Annotated in this window: 14 protein-coding genes and 2 pseudogenes; 9 read left to right on the top strand and 7 right to left on the bottom strand. The window is 51.5% G+C overall.

Annotation, left to right across the window (positions count from 1 at the left end):
- Position 1: 1 nt before the first annotated feature.
- Entirely contained in the window at positions 2–1180 is a 1179-nt protein-coding gene (locus tag ACR0B7_RS20445; protein WP_170577032.1) for a motility associated factor glycosyltransferase family protein, read from the bottom strand.
- A gap of 1048 nt (positions 1181–2228) precedes the next feature.
- On the opposite strand from ACR0B7_RS20445, the gene ACR0B7_RS20440 reads away from it, so the two are divergent.
- Both ACR0B7_RS20440 and ACR0B7_RS20435 read left to right on the top strand, forming a co-directional pair.
- On the top strand, positions 2229–3044 hold the full coding sequence (locus tag ACR0B7_RS20440; RefSeq protein WP_170577033.1) for a class I SAM-dependent methyltransferase: 816 nt from the start codon (positions 2229–2231) through the stop codon (positions 3042–3044).
- 183 nt (positions 3045–3227) lie between these two features.
- Positions 3228–3722, top strand: a pseudogene (locus tag ACR0B7_RS20435) (DDE-type integrase/transposase/recombinase); the annotation flags it as partial.
- Positions 3723–3890: 168 nt separating this feature from the next.
- Here ACR0B7_RS20435 and ACR0B7_RS20430 read toward each other — a convergent pair.
- Positions 3891–4631, bottom strand: a complete 741-nt coding sequence (locus ACR0B7_RS20430) for a hypothetical protein (protein WP_170486039.1) — start codon at positions 4629–4631, stop codon at positions 3891–3893.
- A 219-nt stretch (positions 4632–4850) separates the two neighbouring features.
- Between ACR0B7_RS20430 and ACR0B7_RS20425 the strand changes: the two genes are divergently transcribed.
- The 7 genes from ACR0B7_RS20425 (at position 4851) to ACR0B7_RS20395 (ending at position 10980) form a co-directional block, all read left to right on the top strand.
- Positions 4851–5897: a Gfo/Idh/MocA family protein gene (locus tag ACR0B7_RS20425; RefSeq protein ID WP_170486040.1), complete on the top strand. Its 1047-nt coding sequence runs from the start codon at positions 4851–4853 to the stop codon at positions 5895–5897.
- A gap of 2 nt (positions 5898–5899) precedes the next feature.
- Positions 5900–6877 (top strand): hypothetical protein, encoded by a 978-nt coding sequence (locus ACR0B7_RS20420; protein WP_170570457.1) that lies wholly within the window; start codon positions 5900–5902, stop codon positions 6875–6877.
- 24 nt (positions 6878–6901) lie between these two features.
- Positions 6902–7534: an SIS domain-containing protein gene (locus tag ACR0B7_RS20415; protein WP_480682329.1), complete on the top strand. Its 633-nt coding sequence runs from the start codon at positions 6902–6904 to the stop codon at positions 7532–7534.
- Between the two features lie 2 nt (positions 7535–7536).
- Entirely contained in the window at positions 7537–8325 is a 789-nt protein-coding gene (locus ACR0B7_RS20410; protein ID WP_170486043.1) for an inositol monophosphatase family protein, read from the top strand.
- Positions 8207–9028: an acylneuraminate cytidylyltransferase family protein gene (locus tag ACR0B7_RS20405; protein ID WP_480682327.1), complete on the top strand. Its 822-nt coding sequence runs from the start codon at positions 8207–8209 to the stop codon at positions 9026–9028. Before ACR0B7_RS20410 ends, ACR0B7_RS20405 begins: the two co-directional genes overlap by 119 nt.
- A 10-nt stretch (positions 9029–9038) precedes the next feature.
- A complete protein-coding gene (locus ACR0B7_RS20400; RefSeq protein WP_170486044.1) occupies positions 9039–9959 on the top strand; it encodes a phosphoglycerate dehydrogenase in 921 nt (306 codons plus the stop codon).
- A 121-nt stretch (positions 9960–10080) separates the two neighbouring features.
- Positions 10081–10980 (top strand): SMP-30/gluconolactonase/LRE family protein, encoded by a 900-nt coding sequence (locus ACR0B7_RS20395; RefSeq protein ID WP_170486045.1) that lies wholly within the window; start codon positions 10081–10083, stop codon positions 10978–10980.
- A gap of 893 nt (positions 10981–11873) precedes the next feature.
- Here the strand turns inward: ACR0B7_RS20395 and ACR0B7_RS20390 are convergent.
- The 5 genes and pseudogenes from ACR0B7_RS20390 to ACR0B7_RS20370 form a co-directional block, all read right to left on the bottom strand.
- Positions 11874–13718, bottom strand: a complete 1845-nt coding sequence (locus ACR0B7_RS20390; RefSeq protein WP_170486046.1) for a carbamoyltransferase N-terminal domain-containing protein — start codon at positions 13716–13718, stop codon at positions 11874–11876.
- Positions 13719–13738: 20 nt separating this feature from the next.
- Positions 13739–14035: a hypothetical protein gene (locus tag ACR0B7_RS20385; RefSeq protein ID WP_170486047.1), complete on the bottom strand. Its 297-nt coding sequence runs from the start codon at positions 14033–14035 to the stop codon at positions 13739–13741.
- Positions 14028–14942 (bottom strand): SGNH/GDSL hydrolase family protein, encoded by a 915-nt coding sequence (locus ACR0B7_RS20380; protein ID WP_170486048.1) that lies wholly within the window; start codon positions 14940–14942, stop codon positions 14028–14030. The genes ACR0B7_RS20385 and ACR0B7_RS20380 overlap by 8 nt, the downstream gene beginning before the upstream one ends.
- Before the next feature lie 224 nt (positions 14943–15166).
- Positions 15167–18415, bottom strand: a complete 3249-nt coding sequence (locus tag ACR0B7_RS20375; RefSeq protein WP_170577034.1) for a glycosyltransferase — start codon at positions 18413–18415, stop codon at positions 15167–15169.
- Between the two features lie 392 nt (positions 18416–18807).
- A pseudogene (locus tag ACR0B7_RS20370) lies at positions 18808–19964 on the bottom strand (UDP-galactopyranose/dTDP-fucopyranose mutase family protein).
- Positions 19965–20336 lie beyond the last annotated feature (372 nt).

The raw sequence follows: 20336 nt of genomic DNA, 5'->3' as shown, positions 1-20336 counted from the left end.
GTCAGGCTACCCATTCGCGATTGGATATGGATATCGCCTCTTCCAGCGTGTCTGCCGGGCGTTTGTCCCCAATCATGATTGCGCTTTTTCCCGATGGCAGGCCTGATGCTATTGCTGCGACTTCGGCTTGGTATGCCTGATCCCGCTCGGCGCGGTATGACACGGACAAAAACACTTTGTCGACGTCTCGCGCAGCATCTAAGATGCGTGTTGAGATCTTTTCACTGCCTTCGTCGTAAAATTCTACCTCGGTGTCGTTTGGTGCACGCTTTCCCAGCGCGACGAGTAGTTTTTGTCTATATTCTGTCGGACAGGCGTTCTGCGCACGCAACAGATCCGTTTCATTTTCAGACAAGGCCACGATGAGCGCTGTTTTCTGCTTGTACGCGAACTGGTTGTTGCGTGTTGGTATGTCTGCAAAAACCGTTTCAAAATCGACTTTCTGAAATGAATTCAGCTTGGTGCCCGGCGTGGCGTTGAAGACCTGAACGTTTTTCGACCGAAGTGTTTCGGCAGCACATGCATAAGCCAGATCAGTCATTTTAAAGTCCGGAACGTTCCAAACAACACCCTTGTCATCCGCCATGTAGTTGTCGATAAAATGGCTTGAGGACTCAGAATCACCCCACTTGCCGCCACGCTTTTCGGTGTCTCCGATCTTGTAACTGTAGTCGACGCCAACAAGATAAATTGGATTACATCCCATCAAGTAAGCGAGTTGCAAAAGCAGGTAAGTCACCGTCCAACCCTCGTAAAAAATGTTGGGGGAGGTTGAGAATTTTGGATAGCCTTCGGTACGCCATAGGATATTCAAACCGTATGTATTGGCAGTGGTGAAGAGTGCGCGGTGCTCCTGCGGAACAAACTTTACCATGTTTTCTGGGAGTTCGCTGTTATAGTAGTCCGCGCCCTGAATGATCTGGAGTTCATCTTGACACGCCCAATATGTGAAATCGTAGCCCCACTGTTCAAATCCAAGATATACTCGATTTGACCCGAAGGTGATTTCGTCTTTTAGCAGTCCCATATCAATTTTGTTGAGCGACGGACCGTTTCCCACAATGAAGGCTCTTTTGCCAATATGACGATTTACAAACGGTGCAAAGTTGTTTCTAGCGGATGTGGCAAGTCTGTTTAGCGTGGAATCTCCGCCATTTAGCCCAGGATTGGGGTTTTGCACTGCGTTATCTCCGTATTTCTTACTCGACCTCTTTACCTGCTTACGGGGTAATTTCAAGATACGTTTGGCATATGATCAACAGATCCAAGGCGATCGCTTAACGCAACCGCAGAACAATACCCGCATTTTGAGCATTGAACTGACCTGCCGCATACCGCAATGACACGACCCGTCCATCCTCGAGCTATCACGATATCGTCGCGCAAACCGCTCAACGGCGGCGGTGCATGATCCAGCTCCATAAATTGAGGTGTGTTGGACAATTGATGTAGTACAGAAAATGGGGACTTCTATTCAATTAGGTGCAAGTGAGGCTGACCAACACCGATGTTTCGCGAAACGTAAGTCTTAACCAAATTCGTTTGCGGTTATGATGCCCTTGCGCTAAACGGTTCGGTAGCGTGACGCTGGAAATCAGTAAAGAGGCACGCGTTTATAGTGTAAATCAACCATTCAGTGCTCAATTTAATCTATCTGGCGTATCGCGCGCGTCGCCTTATTCAGTTTCCGTTGCAATAAGGATATCCCTGTGTTCAAACGGTTTTTCAAAAACTGATCTGTTTTCTTATCAAGAGTCACAGAAAACATTTCGAAAAAGAGTTTCGTCAGCGCCATGAAGGTCGGCGTCATGCCGTTGCGCATAGATTTGGCCAAAAGTGTGCACGAACACCGGAACATCTTTCGAAAGCCTGGCAAAGCCTACGCATCGTAGACCTGCTTGTTGCGCCAAACGCTCGAGTCAGTAGCGATGAAGGCTTGTTCAGCGCCGTACAGAGGTTCAATCACTAGTTTCCCACCCGGCTTCAGACAGCGCTGCGCCTCTATCAAAAAGCTTACATCTGCAGGCCCCTAAAAATGTTCCCAGGATTTCAGAGCGTAGAGATAAGAAAAACTGTCGTCATCAAATGGTAGAGTCGTTGCGTTGCACGTTAACAGTTCCACCGATTCAGTTAATATTCATCGCACAATCGCCGCTATCTCCGTGACCGCTCTTGAACTTGGCCAAATGGCAATCTAAACAACAAATGCTCAACCTAAAGGTTCGTTTATGTCGCAAAAAAGTCACTTTAATATAGAAGCGCTTATAGAAGAGCGTCCGAAACTGCACTTTAATAGCAAGGGCGAACGCGTTAGCTGGGGCATAACGCCAGAGGTCCTCCTGTTTCTTCGCGACATAGCAAAAGCAGGTGATCGAACTATTGAGACTGGCGCCGGTCTATCTACTATCTGCCTGACCGGGCTGCACTGCCGGCACACCTCAATCATGCCAGACGCTCGAATCAAGGAGACCGTGCTCGAAAAGTGCGCGGACCTAGGACTGTCGGCGTATTCGCTCAACTTCATCATTGAGAAGAGCCAAGACTATCTCCCCTCCTTAGGAGAAGATGAATTTGATATCGTGCTGATTGACGGCGATCATGCATTTCCCATGCCGTTTTTTGACTACTACTATCTGGGCAAGAGGTTAAAAGTTGGTGGCGTTCTTATTATTGACGACACACTTCTATGGACGGGGGAGGTGCTAAAAGACTTCCTCATGCTCGAGCCTGAGTGGGAATACATAAAAAATGTGTCCAACAATGCATCGGCTTTCAAAAAACTAAAAACCACAGCAACGGACAAAGGCTGGGGTGGTCAGGCGTATCAGGTTGTTAAGAGCAAACGGGTTCCTCCAGAAGTTGCCGTGTTGCATCGTGAGGTACTTGAGAAATCAAAGCCAGAGGAAACGGCAATAGAGGACTTGACTACTAAACTCCAACAGGCGGAAAAAGAGCGAGATCACGCGCGTAGGTACCCTTGGAAGTACTTCCGTAGTGCTTGGAATTTGCGCAGAGACCGAGTAAAAGGAGATCAGTCAAACTGATCACTGTTCCCAGCCTATCTTTGCCGCTTTATATATGTTTCGAATATCACGCGCCGGCTCAGCAGAGCATATGATCAGCCCCACTTAGGTGATCAAGTGTGAGTGTTGGTGCATGACTTCCCTCTGGTTCATCTGGACGACAGTTTCCGGAGCTGGTGGGCGACAAGATGCTGTTGCGCTATCGCTGAGGCCGCGCGTAGTCGCAAAAAATCTTGCGCCGGTTCCAGGAGAATGGACGAGCCCTACATCAAGGTAGAAGACGTGTGGGTTTTCTCTATCGAACTGTCGACACGCACGGCAAGACGCTTGATTTCATGCTTTCGCGGCGCCGAAACATACTAACTGAGCCCAAATTCTTCGCCCAGACGCTGGAGGTCAACGGTCTTCCGAGAACGACTGCCATCAACAAAAGCGGAGCTAATACGGCTAACATCAAGGCCATAAACAAGATGTTGAAAGGGTTTTGGTTGCTCGGTCCCAATTGAAATGTTCAGGCGAAAATACTTGAACATCATTTTGGAACAGGACCACCGTTTCATCAAAAGACGAACCCGTCCGATGCTCGGCTTCAAATCTTTTGCTTCGGCTTCAGCGACTCTGGCAGGCATCGAATTCGCGCACATGATCCGTAGAGACCAAATCACGCCCGGAATCTGCCCTTTTCAACTGTTCAAATAACTGATCGCACAACATAGCAAGACAGATGTATTTCTCTGAACCTAAATAAATTTCACAACAGAACTAGCCCTTGAACATGTCCACGATTTCGATGAAGACGAAACCTGCTTCGATCGGACCACAGGCCTGTGTGGATGTTTGTGGTCAGGCCAAAACTCAGGCCGCGTCTCATATCAGGTTGAGGCTTACATCCCAGTCCAGGGCCTTAACACGCAGAGTATCGCCAGTTGCAACTGGGAAAGCTGGGCTAAGACCACCTGTTGCGACCCATTGTCCTGGCAGTAGTGGCGCACCAAAAGCGGCCGCAACCTGAAGAAACTCGAAAGCAGCTCCTAGCGGACCATTGGACAGATTGGTAGAACTGCCGGATGGAGTTTCGGTTCCGTTATGCCACGTTTGGCATGAAAATTCCTGTTGCAAGGCAGTTTGATCAAATGGAGTGATCCCGTTGATCCAAAGCGCACCTGCTCCGGCCCGGTCCACGATCTGTCCGTTCGGATTTGCTTTCAACGCTTCGGGAAGAACCGATGCAGGAATTTCGAACCCGATTGCCATGCGAGAAAACTGCACATCACCACCAGTATTGTTGCTCGGCACAATCTCGAGCATGATCTCCGGTTCAGCCAGCGGCGCATTGAGATGCGCAATTGAAATGGACGAAGTTCCTAGGAACAACTCGTCCGGACGCAGCGGGCCAATGAAACTGTTTGTGTTCCGGAAGACTCTCCGTGACCATGGATTGGCCCCGCCAACTTTCCATGCCGCGATGTTTTTCATTTGCGCAAAGCTGATGGCATACGCGTCGGACACGCTTTTAGGGATGTCTGACTCGTCCAGCAAAGCAGGGCGCCCCGCTGTTCGGGCTTGCGAGAGCGCTGCGCGAATGTGTTCTGAGCGTTTTTGATCCATAAACTTCCTGCAATTGCTTATGTCGGGTAATTCTTAGCCTCTAACTGGCGCAGTGCAATCGAAGTTTATCTCAATTGGCGCGTACTCACACCCACGAAGGACTTCCAACTTGCGCAAGGTTTGTAGCCTGATATGGTCGGCGCGATTTGGCGTTCAGACTGTATTGCACGGTTTCAGAACGTTGTTGGGCACTGCGCCCCGATGAAGAGAGTTTGGTTTATGACCTTGCGTGTGGCCATAATCGGTTATGGCAAAATGGGACGGATTCGCCACGAGGCTATGGAACGTCACGGCGGGTTTGAAGTGGTGGTGGCTTGCGACACATCGTTGGATCACGATGCAAGTGTTCCCATGGTTTCCGACCCGTTGGCTGTTTATGACTTCAACCCGGACATCATTGTTTGCAGCGTGCCGAACATGATGATCCCGGACGTGGTTTGTACGGCGCTGGAACGCGGAAAACACGTGTTCTCGGAAAAACCTCCCGGCCGCAATTCGGATGATGTGCGCCGTATGATAGCCGCTGAACACGCTGCAAAAGATCGGGTTTTGAAGTTCGGCTTCAATCACAGGGTCCATGACGCGATTGAAGAGGCAAAGAAGCTGATCGATGCCGGCACAATGGGTGAGCTCTATTTCATGCGCGGCGTTTACGGCAAGGCCGGCGGCCCGAACTATGCGCAGAACTGGCGCAATGACCCGACACAGTCCGGTGGCGGCATTCTGATTGATCAGGGCATTCACATGCTGGATCTGTTTCAGATGTTTGCCGGTCGCTTTGAGGATGTGCAAAGCTATGTCCAACGCAATTTTTGGACAGATGTTCCGGTCGAAGACAACGCTTTCGCGCTTATGAAGAATGTTGATGGCATTGTTGCCTCGGCCCACTCTTCCGCCACGCAGTGGCAACACACGTTTCGGCTCGAGCTTTTTTTGCGCAATGGTTTTGTATCCGTGGATGGCATCCTGTCGGCTTCGGGCAGCTATGGGACAGAAGTGCTGACGGTTGCGTTAAACAGGCTGGATGCAAGCGGCAATCCGATCCCGAACCCGGAAAGTCAGGAACTGCGTTTTACGGAAGACAAGTCCTGGGACAAGGAAATCACCGAGTTTTACAACGCAGTTGTAGAGCAAGAACCGTTGCGCTGCGGCACATCTCAGCAAGCGTTGGATGTGATGGAACTGGTCGAAAGAATTTACTCCGCCGATCCAGAGTGGCGTCGAATACTGCAAGACCAAACTACGCTTTCAGATCAGGCAATCTGACAATGCAAACACCTGTTTTTCTTGATCATCTTCCCGATGTCAGCACCATCACCGGGGAAAAACCCGTCCAATACCGTCTTGCTCGTAACAAGGCACTGTTAGAGTTGATGCTGGATGGCGATACGACGTGGACGGCACGTCAGAGTTGTCCGGCCTGTGGTGGAGATTTTGCCAGAAGCAAGAACTTTTCCCAGACGTTGCTGGAATTTAAGCGCTGCACTGATTGCAACACGATTTATGCGCAGCGCGTTCCCAGCCAGCAAACGCTGGACCGTCTGCGGCTTGATATCTTCGATCAGAAAGAAGCCGGAGATACGGGCAATAGCCGTGAGTTCGAATTCGTTTCACTTATGAATTGGATCAGCCTTACCGAAGCACGACTTCAGCGCCCCCTTGATACAGTTGTCGATATTCGGTTTGCCTCTCAGGCGACCGCCTGGCCCAAATCGACGCGACGGCTAAGCCGCAATCGCAGTTGGGATTTCCTGCCGTTCACCCCCGAAAACGCTGAATTTGACGATATCGGTGAGCGTTTGAGGAACATAGCGCCCCGAGCGGTCTTGATGCCGACAGAACTGGACCGTGTCGCCGAACCCGAGTCCCTGATGCGGACGATAAGGCAATCGGTGCCAGCAGAAACGGTGATTTTCATTGCCAGTTCCTGTGCCGACGGTTTGGAGTATGAAATCCTGGGAGCGGATTCCCCCAGCTTTATTCCGCTTGATCGGCTGACCGTATTTTCGATCAAGGGCTTTCAGGCTTTTTGCGCACGTATCGGGCTCTCGGTTCTTGAAGTGTCAACACCCGGTCGGCTGGATGCCGTCATTCTGGATCGCTACTTCAAGACCACCGAGACTTCTGATATCCCCTTCTGGTCAGGCTTTTTTCGAGAGGCAGACCAGAACCGCTTGCGTGATTTACAAATCCTGCTTCAGCGCAGTCTGAGGTCCGGGGTTTTGCGCTTTGTGCTTGAAACCTAAGAGTTACCCATCTTCGAAGGATGAATGGATATGAAAGACTTTTTCCCAAACACGCGTTTTCCGAGTTGTGAAAGTTTTGCTGGACAGTACTTCGAAACCCTCTCGAAGGCTGCCGCACTAAGCAACTTAAGCGCGCTGGATCAGGTTAGCGCGTTGCTCGTCGAAAGGATCCGGGCGGGCAACTTCATCTACATCTGCGGAAATGGTGGCTCTGCCGGTATTGCCAACCACTCATTGTGTGACTTTTTGAAGTGCGTACGTACAGACACAGAGCTTAAACCGCGTTTCATGTCGCTTTCCGCACATACCGAAATGAACTCGGCACTAGCCAACGATATTTCATATGCCGAGATTTTTTCCTACCAATTGCAATCCATGGCCCGTCCCGGTGATCTGCTATGGACCGTAAGCTCGTCAGGGGACAGCGAAAATGTCGTGAGGGCGCTTGAAGTCTCAAAGGGCATTGGCATGAAATCCATCTCGTTTACCGGGTTTTCCGGCGGGCGGTCAAAGGACATGGCGGACGTGAACGTACATGTCGAAGCCACGAACTATGGCGTTATCGAGGACATCCACATGTCGTTCATTCATATTCTGACTCAGTATCTGCGAATGTCGAACATGGACGAAGCACTTATTGCCGAACGAAAGTTCTGACAATGCGTGGTCAGCCAACACCAGACAGCTTACATGCGGCGTTGTGCGCCGCACTGCCCTGTTGGGTGAAAGAGGTATTCAACGAGCGGCCGGAAATCTGGAGCAAAGGCTCTGATGGTTTGGACTTGGTCACCAGTTTAGACCTGAACATGCAAAAGCTGCTTGAGGCCAAGCTGCCGGAATTGCTTCCCGGTTCTTCAGTGGTGGGAGAGGAGGACTACCACCCGCACCAGGGCTCAGGTCCACTCTGGCTGGTTGATCCGTTGGACGGAACCGTGAACTTTGTTGCTGGAGTGCCCGTTTACAGTATTTCTGTGGTTTTGATCAACGACGGCGAACCGGCGCTGTCCGCTGTGTATGATGTCGTACAAAACGATCTTTACTCGGCGCAGAGGGGCAGTGGCGCTTGCCTGAACGGGGCGGTTTTGCATCCCACGCTCGGACAATCAAAATTGGCAGTCGTGTCCTCGGGGTTGCTCAAGGATTTTGCGACGGTCGCGCCTGACGCGCTTGTACAGTTGCTGACCGAGTTCAAACTTCGCAATTTTGGCAGTCAGGCACTACATTTGTGTTACGCCGCAGCCGGGCGCGTCTGCCTTGTTGCCAGCCGGGAAGCAAAAGGCTGGGATGACATGGCAGGCGCCCTGATCGCGCAGGAGGCTGGGCTGCGCTATGCCAGCTATGACCCCGGTGCTGCGCCGGCCCCTCTGGACGACGATCAAAAAAGCCTTTGTGCGCCTTGGGAAATATTTGAAAAGCATAAATCCTTATTTGCACGCAGTTGCGTCTGAGTTAGCTATCGATGGGAAGGAATACATGAAAACAATAGCAATGATACCGGCGCGCATGGGCAGCCAGCGACTGAAGAAGAAAAACCTTGCCCCGCTGGCAGGACAACCGCTAATTACCCACGCGATCGAGAAATGCAAGGCCTCCGGCTGCTTTGACGAAATCTACGTTAATTCGGAAAACGCAGAGTTCGGACCCATCGCCGATCAGTACGGTATCAACTTTTACCAGCGCCCCGAGGATTTGGGCAATTCAGTCGCAACATCAGAGCAGTTTGTTTACGACTTCCTTAAAAATGTAGATTGCGACTTTCTTATTCAGGTACATTCGATCGCGCCCTTGCTGACAGCCGAGGAAATAAAAAACTTTGCTGGAGCGTTTATCGCATCGGACGCGGATGTGATGCTGTCCTGCATCCAGGATCGGATTGAAGTGGCGTATAAAGATCAACCCGTGAACTTCACTTTCCAAGAGAAAACCAACTCGCAAGATCTGAACCCCGTCCAGCGCGTGACCTGGTCTATCACCGGCTGGCGCGCAAAGTCCTATATCGAGGCGGTTCAAGCGGGCACTATCGGCACTTACAATGGCAAGATCGCCTTTTACCCGGTGAGTGCTATCTCGGGCCACGTGATCAAAACGCAGGAAGACCTTGATATCGCCGAAGCTCTTTTGGGCGTTCTGGCAAAACGCAAAAACGCGTAAGGGTTTCGTCATGCATGTGCTTGTTTCCAACATCATGATGATAAACGAAAAAGCTCGTTTTGACACGCTATTGCGAAAAAAAGGGCTGACGCCAATCTGGCCTGAAGTAAACCAGTTTATGGCCGAACCGCAATGTCTGGAATACGCCCAAGACGTGGACGGGTGGCTCGCCGGCGATGATCAGATCACGCAAACCGTTCTCGAGGCTTATCTGCCGCGGCTCAAAGTGATCTCGAAATGGGGCACTGGTATCGACAGCATTGACCTTGAAGCGGCACGGCGCCTGAAAGTGCCGGTTTGCAATTCGCCGGGCGCGTTCCGGGATGCGGTCAGCGAATATGCCATTGGCCTGTTGCTTGCCGCGACACGTCGCCTGGCGCGCACCGACCGGATGATACGCGCGGGTGAATGGCCGAAGGGGCGCTTTCCTGGAATGACCGGAAAGACCATGGGTGTCGTAGGCTATGGGGCCATTGGCCAGGGAGTGGGCCAAAGGGCACGCGGATTGGGCATGAATGTGATTGCCCACGACCCGCATCTGGGCTCAGCGCCCGATGGCACGCAGATCGTTTCGTTCGATGCCCTGCTGGATCAAGCCGATGTGATTTGTTTATGCTGTAATCAAACGCCTGAGAACTATCATCTGATCAACACGGACACGCTGGGAAAGGCCCGCGATCAGGTGATCCTGTGCAACGTGGCGCGCGGCGGGCTTGTGGATGAAGCGGCACTGATTGCCGCGCTGCAAAGTGGTAAAGTTGCGGCGGCAGCGCTGGATGTTTTTGAACACGAACCTCTGACCACCGATCATCCTCTGCTGCAGTTCGAAAATGTCACCGTCTCGAGCCACAACGCCAACAGCACTGTGCAGGCCATCGAATATGTCCATGAAAACACGTTGAATAACTTGTACCAGTACCTGGGGCTGTAGCCGTGCGAGGTGCTCTGCAAGTGACATTGCTTGCGAGAGGTGAACTGGGTGGCAGAATACACCTAGCGGGTATCAAGTTGTCCGAGAATACCTCTGAGGTGCATTATTTTTTGGATCTTCGATGACCTATCAAGCGAAAATTTTTGATGATCGCCCTTGTACTCTTGGCGAAGGCCCCCTCTGGCATCCGGAGCGCCAGCAACTTTTCTGGTTCGATATCGTCAATTCGAGACTTCTGTCGCGCGCAGGGTCCCAATCCTTTAGCTGGCAATTCGACCGTAATGTCAGTGCTGCGGGTTGGATTGATTGGAACAATCTGCTGATTGCCAGCGAAACCGGGTTGAGCCGTTTCAATCTGGTGTCCGGGTCCGAGGAAATGCTATGCGACATCGAAGCCGACAACCCGTTGACGCGCTCTAACGATGGTCGGGCCGATCCGTGGGGCGGCTTTTGGGTGGGCACCATGAGTAAATCTGGAGACGCAGGCATGGGAACGCTCTACCGATGGTTTCCGGACCACCATGGTGGAGGTGAATTGCTGGTTGTGAAGCACAATATGAGCACTCCCAATTCCATCTGCTTCGACCATAGCCGAAAGTGCGCGTATTTTTCGGACACCAAAACCCGTATCATCTGGCGCATCCAGGTCGACCCCGAAACCGGTTGGCCAGTGGGCGAGGCGACGATGTTCGTCGATTTGCGCGCCACGGATGACCACCCCGAACGCAAACCGGATGGTGCCGTGGTAGATGCAGAAGGATGCCTGTGGAGCGCCCAATGGGGTTCGGCCCGCGTCGCGCGCTATAGCCCGAAAGGTGCATTCCTGTCTGCGATTGAGTTTCCCACAGGCCACACGTCTTGCCCCGCGTTTGGGGGGGAAGATTTTCAGCAACTTTTTGTGACGACTGCTCGTCAGAAGCTGCCCGAAAATCGCCCGAAGTGGTTTGAACATGCCGGCAACACGTTTCTTGTCCATATGGATGTGCGTGGTTGTGCTGAACCGCGTGTTATTCTCAAATAGCAATGCGCAAAACTGACCTAGTGAAAACCTGTTATGAAGTGTAGCCTGCTTCTAATTCAGAAGCGAACGCACAGATACGTCAGGCCGGTTCCTAAACGTGGCAGCCGCTACTACTAGAAAACCGATTGATCAACAAACTCTGCCAACCGTTTGTTGCCCTCGGCAGACAGATGCCCGTCGCAGACCGGGTGGATCACATAGGGTCGTGATTTTCCGGATACAACCCGGTCGCATCCAGAAAGTCCACATGCCCCGCATCCTGAAACAACTGCTTAACATCGGGCATGTCCCCCTGTCGTTGCTGACCACTTGTTTCATCGTTACTTTGTAGCTAAGCACGCACCCAATTGAGCGGGCTCTCTCAAGCAGCGCGCCCGCAGCAGAATGGCCACCATACCCTCATTTCGACAGGTCTTCAGATCTATGCGAGAGGGGCTCCGCCGCCCTAAAGACACCCAACAGCGTTTAGAAACGATTTCGCGCCGGCTTAAGGCTTTAGAGCAAGGCCTGAACAGTTTTCAAGCGCGCCAAATTGGAACGCCGCGAGTTTTTTCTGCAAGCAATACGCAGTACCGATCGCAACATTAGCCTTAAAATCAAGGCTCTTTCCAAAGTGAATGATCAACCTATAGTAGGACAAGCCGCTTTGCCTGATCTGCGCGTGGCTTTGGCCGACACTAGCCACAAACTCCGCAGATTGGCGGCATGACCAGCGCCACGTCGAACCGCCTGTGGTCTGGAGTATCACAAAACGCTTCAGTGAGGCGTATATCGAAAGTTAGACTCCTGGAAAGAAGGTCAAATTGCTATCCGCAAAGTCAGGTATTTGCGAACAGAACCTTTCCCTTCGCAGACTTCTGTGTTGTGACACCGGGTTTTAAATCTGTCGAGCCTCAATCGTCTTCAAACTTCTGAAAATACCTAAAACACACAATCGGGTCCTGTTCTTTTTTGCTGACAAGAAACGGGCCTATGGCTAGATAATCCAGATCGGTATTCACAAAACACCGGAACGCATCTTCCGGTGTGCAGACGACTGGCTCGCCGCGAACATTGAAGCTTGTATTTACCAAGATTGGGCAATCGGTGAGTCTCCGAAACTCTTCGATCAGAGCATGAAACTCTGGGTTGGTATTCTTGCTAACCGTCTGAACCCGGGCCGAATAATCCACATGAGTTACCGCAGGGATCTTACTGTGATCCGTTTCGGGCCTGATGTTCTGTCCATCTTCGGTGGTGACTTTGTTGCCACTGCCCTTGGTGCAATGTTCTTCTTTTACTTGCGTGACAAGAGACATGTATGGGCTCGCGCCGTCGAATTTAAACCACTCGTCGGTGAACTCTTCCAAAACCGCAGGGGCAAAAGGTCTGAAGGATTCCCGCTTTTTTACCTGAAGGTTCAGTTTGCGTTGCATCACACGCGAGCGTGGATCCGCCAGAATGGATCGATTTCCAAGCGCGCGCGGGCCGAATTCCATTCTTCCCTGAAACCACGCCACGGAACTACCATTGGCCAGCTCCGAAGCGATTGTTTCGCGCAACTCGTTCATAGGCAATTCAAAAAAAGTAGCGCCCATCGCTGTGAGCCGCGCACGAATATCGTCGGCATCGAAATCCGGCCCCAGATATGCCCCCGCCATCCCGTCGGTTTGGGAGACAACCTTTCGTTCCTTCCCCTCAAGCACATAATGCCCGTAAAGCGCCGCCCCAAGTGCCCCGCCCGCGTCGCCTGCCGCGGGCTGCACCCAAAGATTTCCTGCACCGACTTCCTGAGACAGTCGGCCATTTGCAACAGAATTCAGGGCGACCCCCCCTGCAAGACAGATCGAGCTGCAACCCAATTCCGAAAGTGCGGTGGCTGAGAGCTTAAGAACGATATCTTCAACCACGCGTTGAATGGAAGCTGCGACATCGGCATAGGTTTTTGTCAGCAAAGAGTCGGCGTCCCGATAAGGAACGCCAAAAAGCCTTCCCAGCTTTTCCGCAACCAGTTCATTTCTGGAAAAACCCTGAAAATACTCTTGATTGATCTCGAACGAACCATCGTCGTTGATGGAGACAAGCTCGTCCCGGATCTGTTTCTCAAAAACCGGGTCACCATATGGGGCGAGCCCCATCATTTTATACTCACCCGAGTTAATCTTGAATCCGGTGAAATGCGTGAATGCTGAATAAAGCAGGCCCAGGGAATTCGGATACTTCATTTCCTTGAGCATCGATATCTTGTTTGCTTCACCCAAAGACAGGCTTGCGGTGGCATGTTCACCAACCCCATCCAGAGTGAGCACGGCAGCCCGATCAAAAGGCGACGGAAAAAACGCGCTGGCTGCATGAGCGGTGTGGTGCTCGACAAACATTAGGTTTGATTTGCAATCGAAATCCGGGACAACGCTACAGATTCTCTCTTCAATGTCCCTGTGTTGGAACAAATGGCCGCCCAACCAGCGCGACATCGCCTCGTCGAACTCTTCTTTGCCGTCCGAAGGCAGGCCAAGCACGGTCTCGACAATTCGGTCGAATTTCAGAAGCGGATTTTCATAAAAGACTATCTTTTCAATGCTTTCGCCATGCGCTGCCGCCTGAGCAACGCAGTACTCTAACGCATGGGACGGAAAGGAGGCATCGTGACGCTTGCGGGTAAAGCGTTCTTCCTGCGCGGCGGCCAGCACCGAACCATCGCTTCCAACACACGCCGCAGCAGCGTCATGGTAAAAGCAAGAAATACCAATTATCGCCATGATGTTCTTTCGTTCTCTATTCAGTAGAGGGGATATTTGTATTGCAAAAGCGCGCTGACTGGAGTGTGCAAACGATACTCATCTTCATCAGATGAAATCTTGGTGCATTCTTCCAAAAACGCCGCTGCGTCCGTCCTACCCATCGCGTGGAAAAGGGCCGCCGCTTCCTTGAAGTTCTCAGGCAGGTCCCGGGCGTGGAGAACAACAGATTCATCTGAACCCCGCACACTCCACCCAGTCTGGCTTGGCTTGGCATCTGCGTTGCCGGACCCCAAAGATCTGGATTTGTCCCATAGCCTGTCGAGCGCATCACTCATTCTTCAGCCCCCTGATGTCGAAGCGTTTATCCATTTCGTGAATCATTGCTTGGGCAAGAACCCGGTCGCCTGCTTCATTCTGGTGCCTGTAATCCCGGTACAATTTGACCTTGCCGTCGAACAGTAAGCTCAGATCACAACAATGCGCGTAGCTGTCGGGCTGTGACTGCAACTTGTAGCGAACAGAATTGTAGAAACCGATTGCTACATCCCGGTAGATACTTCCGTCATTCATGTACTTGCTGGCAAAAGGCTCCAGCATGTTCGTTCGCTCCTGTTCATTAAGGTTGTAGTCACCATAGATCATTGTCGGCTGCAAACAGCACAACAGCTGCGTACCCGCATCGATACACAGCGCCTGCATCAATCGCATGTTGCGCAACCAAACTTCGCTCTTGTCATCGCGATGGGGCAGTCCGCCAACCCAGTCGCCAAACGCCTCTGTTGACTCGCAAAGGTAATCTGCGACGCGCCGTTGATACGAGTGTAAGAGCGGATACTCCGGGCGCGTGTGCCCCCAGGTGAAATCATTAATTCCGGACAGTGAAACAACCAGGTCAGGCTTGATGGACGGCAGGTCCCTGAGAACTTTGATAAGTTCCTGACTGGACGAATACCCCGCAACACCGCCGTTCAGAATGACGGCGTTAACCCCTTGATCAATTAGGATATCCCCAAGAAACGCCGGCCATCTTGCGCTCCCAAAGTCTGTCGTTGACCCGCCGATCGTGAGAATGACAATATCCTTGTCTTTCAATCCCTCTCCCTCGGGCCAAATATCATAGCCTGGGATCGCGTTATTCTTCTTCGAGTAACCCAGAAAGGGGTCGTACACACTGTAATCGGGTTTTTCATATGGGAAAGCTTCACCTAGGTTTTCGTAGGGCGTCGTCACTTTGGTGTTCATTCTTCGCACTCTCTTTTTTCCGATCGTGATAGAGGCAGCTTTCTGGTGCTTCACCCCGGCACAAGGCGCGATTGCAGGATTTTACGCAATTTATCCGCCAATTGTCTTTGCGTCTGGGGAGTCCTGATGGCCGGTTTTCGGTTTGCTTCATGCTCACGACCGAACCCAGCACTGTCCGGTATCCAGACCTCCGTTTTAAACAGCATAAAAAGCTTCCACGGTTCCTATTTGGGGCGGCCTCGCAAAGTGCGAGAGGTGCGCTTCAAGGAACGGGCCAATCCGCGCACATATCGTTTCGAAGACCTAAAGATACGTTTATGCGTCTTTGACTTGTCTGCCTTTGGGCGCATCCAACCGGTATTCCGTGAACCGCCTTCCGACAGAGTATTGCGCGATCCGGAAACAGCTTTTGGAACCTCGCCGCGCAAAGCGGAGCGAATAAATTCGACTTTTCCCTGCGACATGTAAGGGAACATGGACGCGAGGTCGTCACGTTCAAAGTATTCATCGTCTCCCGGAAGGAACAGGCCTGAGATGTCGGCCAGATAGGCCTCTTTCAAATCCTCGGGCAACCGGGTCCAGGCAAAGTGCAGAAGGTGAATTTTATAAGGGACGTAGTATTTCTGGAACTCGTCGTAACGTCCGAATTTGGTGTAAATTTCATTCATTAACCGGACAGCGTCCAGCATTCCGATCACACGCGGATTGACCGATTGAGTCATTGAGTTTTGGTTTATACGAAACTTGTAGAACGGCTTGTTAAGAACAAAAATGTTCTGGCTCGAAAGCAAGGTGCGCAAATTCTGCGGGTTATCGTCGAAATTGGCGCAATCAAGATCGAAATAGAGGTCCTTGTCGCGAAAGAAATCGGCCTTGAACACCTTTGCCCAAGGGAAGGGATACTGTGCGAACAGACGTTTATGCTGCTCTTCCATCGCAAAGAGCCCCTGCTGCGGCAAATAGTTCTGAAATTCGCGATGCCTGGGCCGGCCCGTCTTGGACACGTTGTAAAGTTCGTCAAAAAAGAAATACAGCACATCAGCCTGTGTTTCCTGCATCGCTGACAGCAGTTCTTCATACGCGGTGGGGACCAACAGGTCATCGCAATCAAAGAAGTGTAGGTACGCGCCTTTGGCGTGCTTCACCCCAAGGTTGCGAGCCGAGCGCTGGTTGGGTTCTTCCTGATAAAGCGGTTTTACACGCGCGTCCCGGCGGGCAAAATAGTCCAGTATTTCCTGCGACCTGTCGGTGGAGCCATTGTTCACGCAGAGAAGTTCAAAGTCACCAAAACTCTGTGACAATATCGATCCGATACAATCGGCCAGATATTGCTCGCCATTAAAGACCGGCATGATAATCGAAAGAGCGGGCGTTCCCTCGACCAGTTGCGCAGCCTTGTTATGCGCGTTCAGGGCAATCTGTTCGGCTTCCAAATGCGCTGGCCCGGATACGTTTAGCAACGCCTCAATGTCTTCCGCGACTTGCGACTGCGGGCGGCCGAATTCTGCACCCGAAACGGAATAAACATAATACTTCAAAAGCCGCGCGACATGCTCTTCGAATGACGTCTTTTGCGCCGATGTTAAGCCGGTCTGAAGCGCGTTTAGAACATCGTCTCTGAGAGCATCCCTGCTGCTCAGTTCATAAACCGCGCCGGACCCGTTCAACTGGTTGCGCCCAAGCATCAGGACAGGAGTGTCCCGTAACAGTGCTTCGTAATTGCCTTGTGAAACCTTGACCAACGCAAGATCGGCAACCATTAGGCAGTCATCAAGGTTTACGTCCTTAAGGACCGTCACATTGGGGTACTCATCTGTCAGGTCCACGCCACGCGTGATCGAAATGGGATGGGGCTTGTAGATCAGTTGGATGTCCGGATCGCCTGCAAATGCCTCGGACAAGTTGCGGACCACATCATCATTATCTCTGAAAAAGGGGGAATGATATGTCCGGGCGTTTTTACCGTAGGGCACATGGCCGGAAAACGCACAATTGCTGCCGATAAAGGCGACAACCTTTTTCCCTGAATTTTTTAGTCTCCAAAGCTGGTTCGAAACGGCTGGCGAAACATCGACCTTGACGTTGCGCGATGGCCGATCTCGTCGGGTCTTCTCGAGATAGTTTTTGGCGGCCAACATGTCGGCATCCGCCAAGGGCAAAGCGTGGAAGGCATCAACGTTCTGGGCGACCCAGCTTTCCCCCATGTGACCAAGGCAGTCAAAGGCCAGCGTTTCAGGAAGAACGCCAAGTTCCATGGTTAGAAATGGGATTCCGCGTTGCTCGCAAATCTTCCTGAGAATTCGCGAGCAAAGCAGATATGCGCCCCAGCCGACAACCACATCCGGTCTGTAAAAAGCCAATGCTTTGCTTAGATAAATATATGCCGCATTCGCCACTGCACGGGCATTTCTTTGTGAACATCCATATTCTTTGACCAAAGCTGTGATCGCGCCGGAAATTGCCTCTTCGGGGATATCGCTTCGTCGATATCCAAACTGACGGCCCAAATGATTATCGAAAACTGTACGTGTCACATGAGCAAGCAGGTCGGGCAAATCCTCCGCGATCAGCCCGTCAATGTCATTGGCATGGACGTTTCCATCGATCACCGCCAAGTCAAAGGTGTTTTTGTTAAGAAACTCCTTCAATGTTCCGCGCAATGGGCGATGACTGCCAGTATCGAGCCAGGAAAAGAACAGCATACGCTTCTTTTTGCTGTCGGTCGTCAGCTTCATCCATTCCGCACGTGCAGCGGTTTTGGATTTTGTGTTGTGCTCAGTGTAAAACGGCGACGAAGCGTCAAACGGGTCGTAGTCCGTTAAACGGCGGATTTCGTCAAACTGTTCAGTTTGCTCTTCCATAAAGAAGTATGCGTCTTCGTTTACCAGATAGGACGGTGCGATTGACGGATAGGCCCGCCAAGCACCGCCCGCGAAGTGTACAACATAAGGTTTTTCTTGCGTCTTCTTGTGAAAAAACTCTTGCGGGGTACGCTCGTCCACCAGTTTTTCCCCGCCATTGCGCAGATGCAGCACGTCCCCTTCTTCAAACAAGCGGAATAGTTTCGGATTCTGGGCCCGGATCAACCGCACCAAATCCTGATCGTGCCAGAGGCAGTCCCGGAAAAGCTCGATGTTGCAACTTGAGAAAAGCGCTTCGACCCGCCGGAAAACCGAACGCATTGTCAGCGGGGAAGTGATTACAAAGCCGATGTTTATTTCATGCTGGCCAAAATCCAATCCGTCGCTCGAATGAAGCCGGGAATAGTGGGCATTTTTCATCCACAGATTGGTGCCTGGTAAATTTCTGTTTTCTTCCTGCCAATACCACAAGACATCAGGATCAGATTGCGCGGTTCTTTGAAACAGTTCGTTTACGTCTCGTTGAAAATAGAGATCGTTATCACACAGCGCCACGGCGTCATAGTTTCCGCCGAACTTCTCTACCCAGTCATTGATTATCAGCTTGGTCATTCTCTTGTTGCGGTACAGAAGAAAAGCATCCTCTTCTTCAAGTTTCCCGCGCAGGAATTCAGGTTGCGAGCGCGCTATGTCACGGCGGTATTTCCAGTTCTGGAAACTGCTAAGCGGGTTGACTAGATACCGGATTCCACGGCTTTCAAGGTATTCTTGACACCCAGAACTCAGATGAGTGGAAATTACCCACAAATCCCCTTCAAAGTTGCCTTTTTCGGGATCGAATAAAGAATCTATCATCAAATTGGCTTGCGCCACATGCATAGTATTTGCAGTAAAAACGATTGCGTTTCTAGTCATCTCGAAAAACCTCGGTATTAAATGTTATTTAGATCGCAAGCACGCGCTGACCGAGCCGCCGCTATTAAGTTTCAACTTGCCATTGCTCCCTAATTTCTACACAGGTTGGACAAAAACGCGGGCGCTTCTTCGCCATTTAACACTTTGGCCTCGAAACCACGGGCGTTATCTAAAGACTCGCGGATTGTCACACCCATATCGAGATAGCGATAAGTGCCCAACCGGCCCACAAATGTTACGTCGCGTGAGGCATTTGCGAGATCAACATAGGCGCTCAGCAACTCTTTCTCTTTGACCTGACGAATTGGATAATACGGAATGTCCCCGCTCCCTACCGATCGAGAAAACTCACGGTAGTAGACAGATCTTTCATGTTCTTCCCACGGTGCGAACTGCTTATGCTCTTTGAAGCGGGTACAAGGAACGGTCTCCTCGCCGCAGTTCATCACTGCGCATCCCTGACAATCCCTGTCATAGTCGAACCGTTCAAAATCGAGCGTTCGATACCCCAGGCGCCCCAGTTCAAAATCAAAATACCCATCGAGCGGGTCGCAACAGAACACGTGATCATAGCCTTCCCCCATCGCGCGAGTGAAGCTTGTGTCTAGGTGAACCGTGATTTTGGGGTGATCCAATATCGCCTGGATCATCGCGCTATAGCCGTTTCTGGCATGCACTGGAGTTTGTGAAAGAAGTAATTGTCATCGTAATTGAAACGCACCGACAGACGTTTCAAGATGGAAGCCGGCAGCTCTGACGGGTGCATGCCCCATTGCTTGATCGTATAACTCTTGGAAAAGGTTTCATAAAGATCATTACCTACAAATCGCAACGCCTGCCCTTCAAAGGCCCTGGGATCATCAATGCTGCTATCCGCCTGTTCTTCTTGAATAAATTCTCTGGCCTCTTCCGGCCGCAACGTCCTGCCAAAGAGCTGGTTGATGGTATCCAAGTCGATTGGAAGCGAAAAAACGCCTTGCTTGCCACTTGGATCGCAAGAGGTTGTCTCGACCCGGTTTTTGAAGAGCAGAAATTCTTCAAACTGGTTAACGTAGCCCCACACTTCGTCATCATCTGTGTGGAAAATGTGTGGGCAGTACATATGCAGCATTGTACCGGTGTCAGTATCGCGGGCGGTATGGCAATTTCCGCCGATCTGGTGACCGCTGTCGACTATTATGATATCATGCCCGACTTCGGCCAAATAGAGCCCGATTGAGGCACCTGACAGCCCGCCCCCCAACATCAGATATTTTCTCGTCATGCCCTGCCTAACCATATGGACTGATGAGCATATGTTATACTGGAACGTCCTTCTTTGCGCAACCAGACCTGTGCCATCTGCGCGTTGCCGCAAGGCTGTGAAGGCAACGCAGCCAAATAGCGTGGATCCGCGCGGAAAACCGCGCAAAATCCATCGTAAACGACAAGCACCGGCCTGCACGGCGCAACCTTTTGGCTAGCTGAAAAGTCAGAAACGAAGCCACCAAAGACGATCCATGTCCCGAAGCCTGTCTTTTACCAACGCCCCGACGGGGACTAACACAGAAGCAGAGCCTTGTCCTGCTGAAACGACTTGGGCCTTACGACGAACGTGTTTCCAACCTGTCTCACCGGG

The organism is Ruegeria sp. BB6, assembly GCF_056539385.1.
This window is presented reverse-complemented; position numbering and strand designations above follow the sequence as displayed.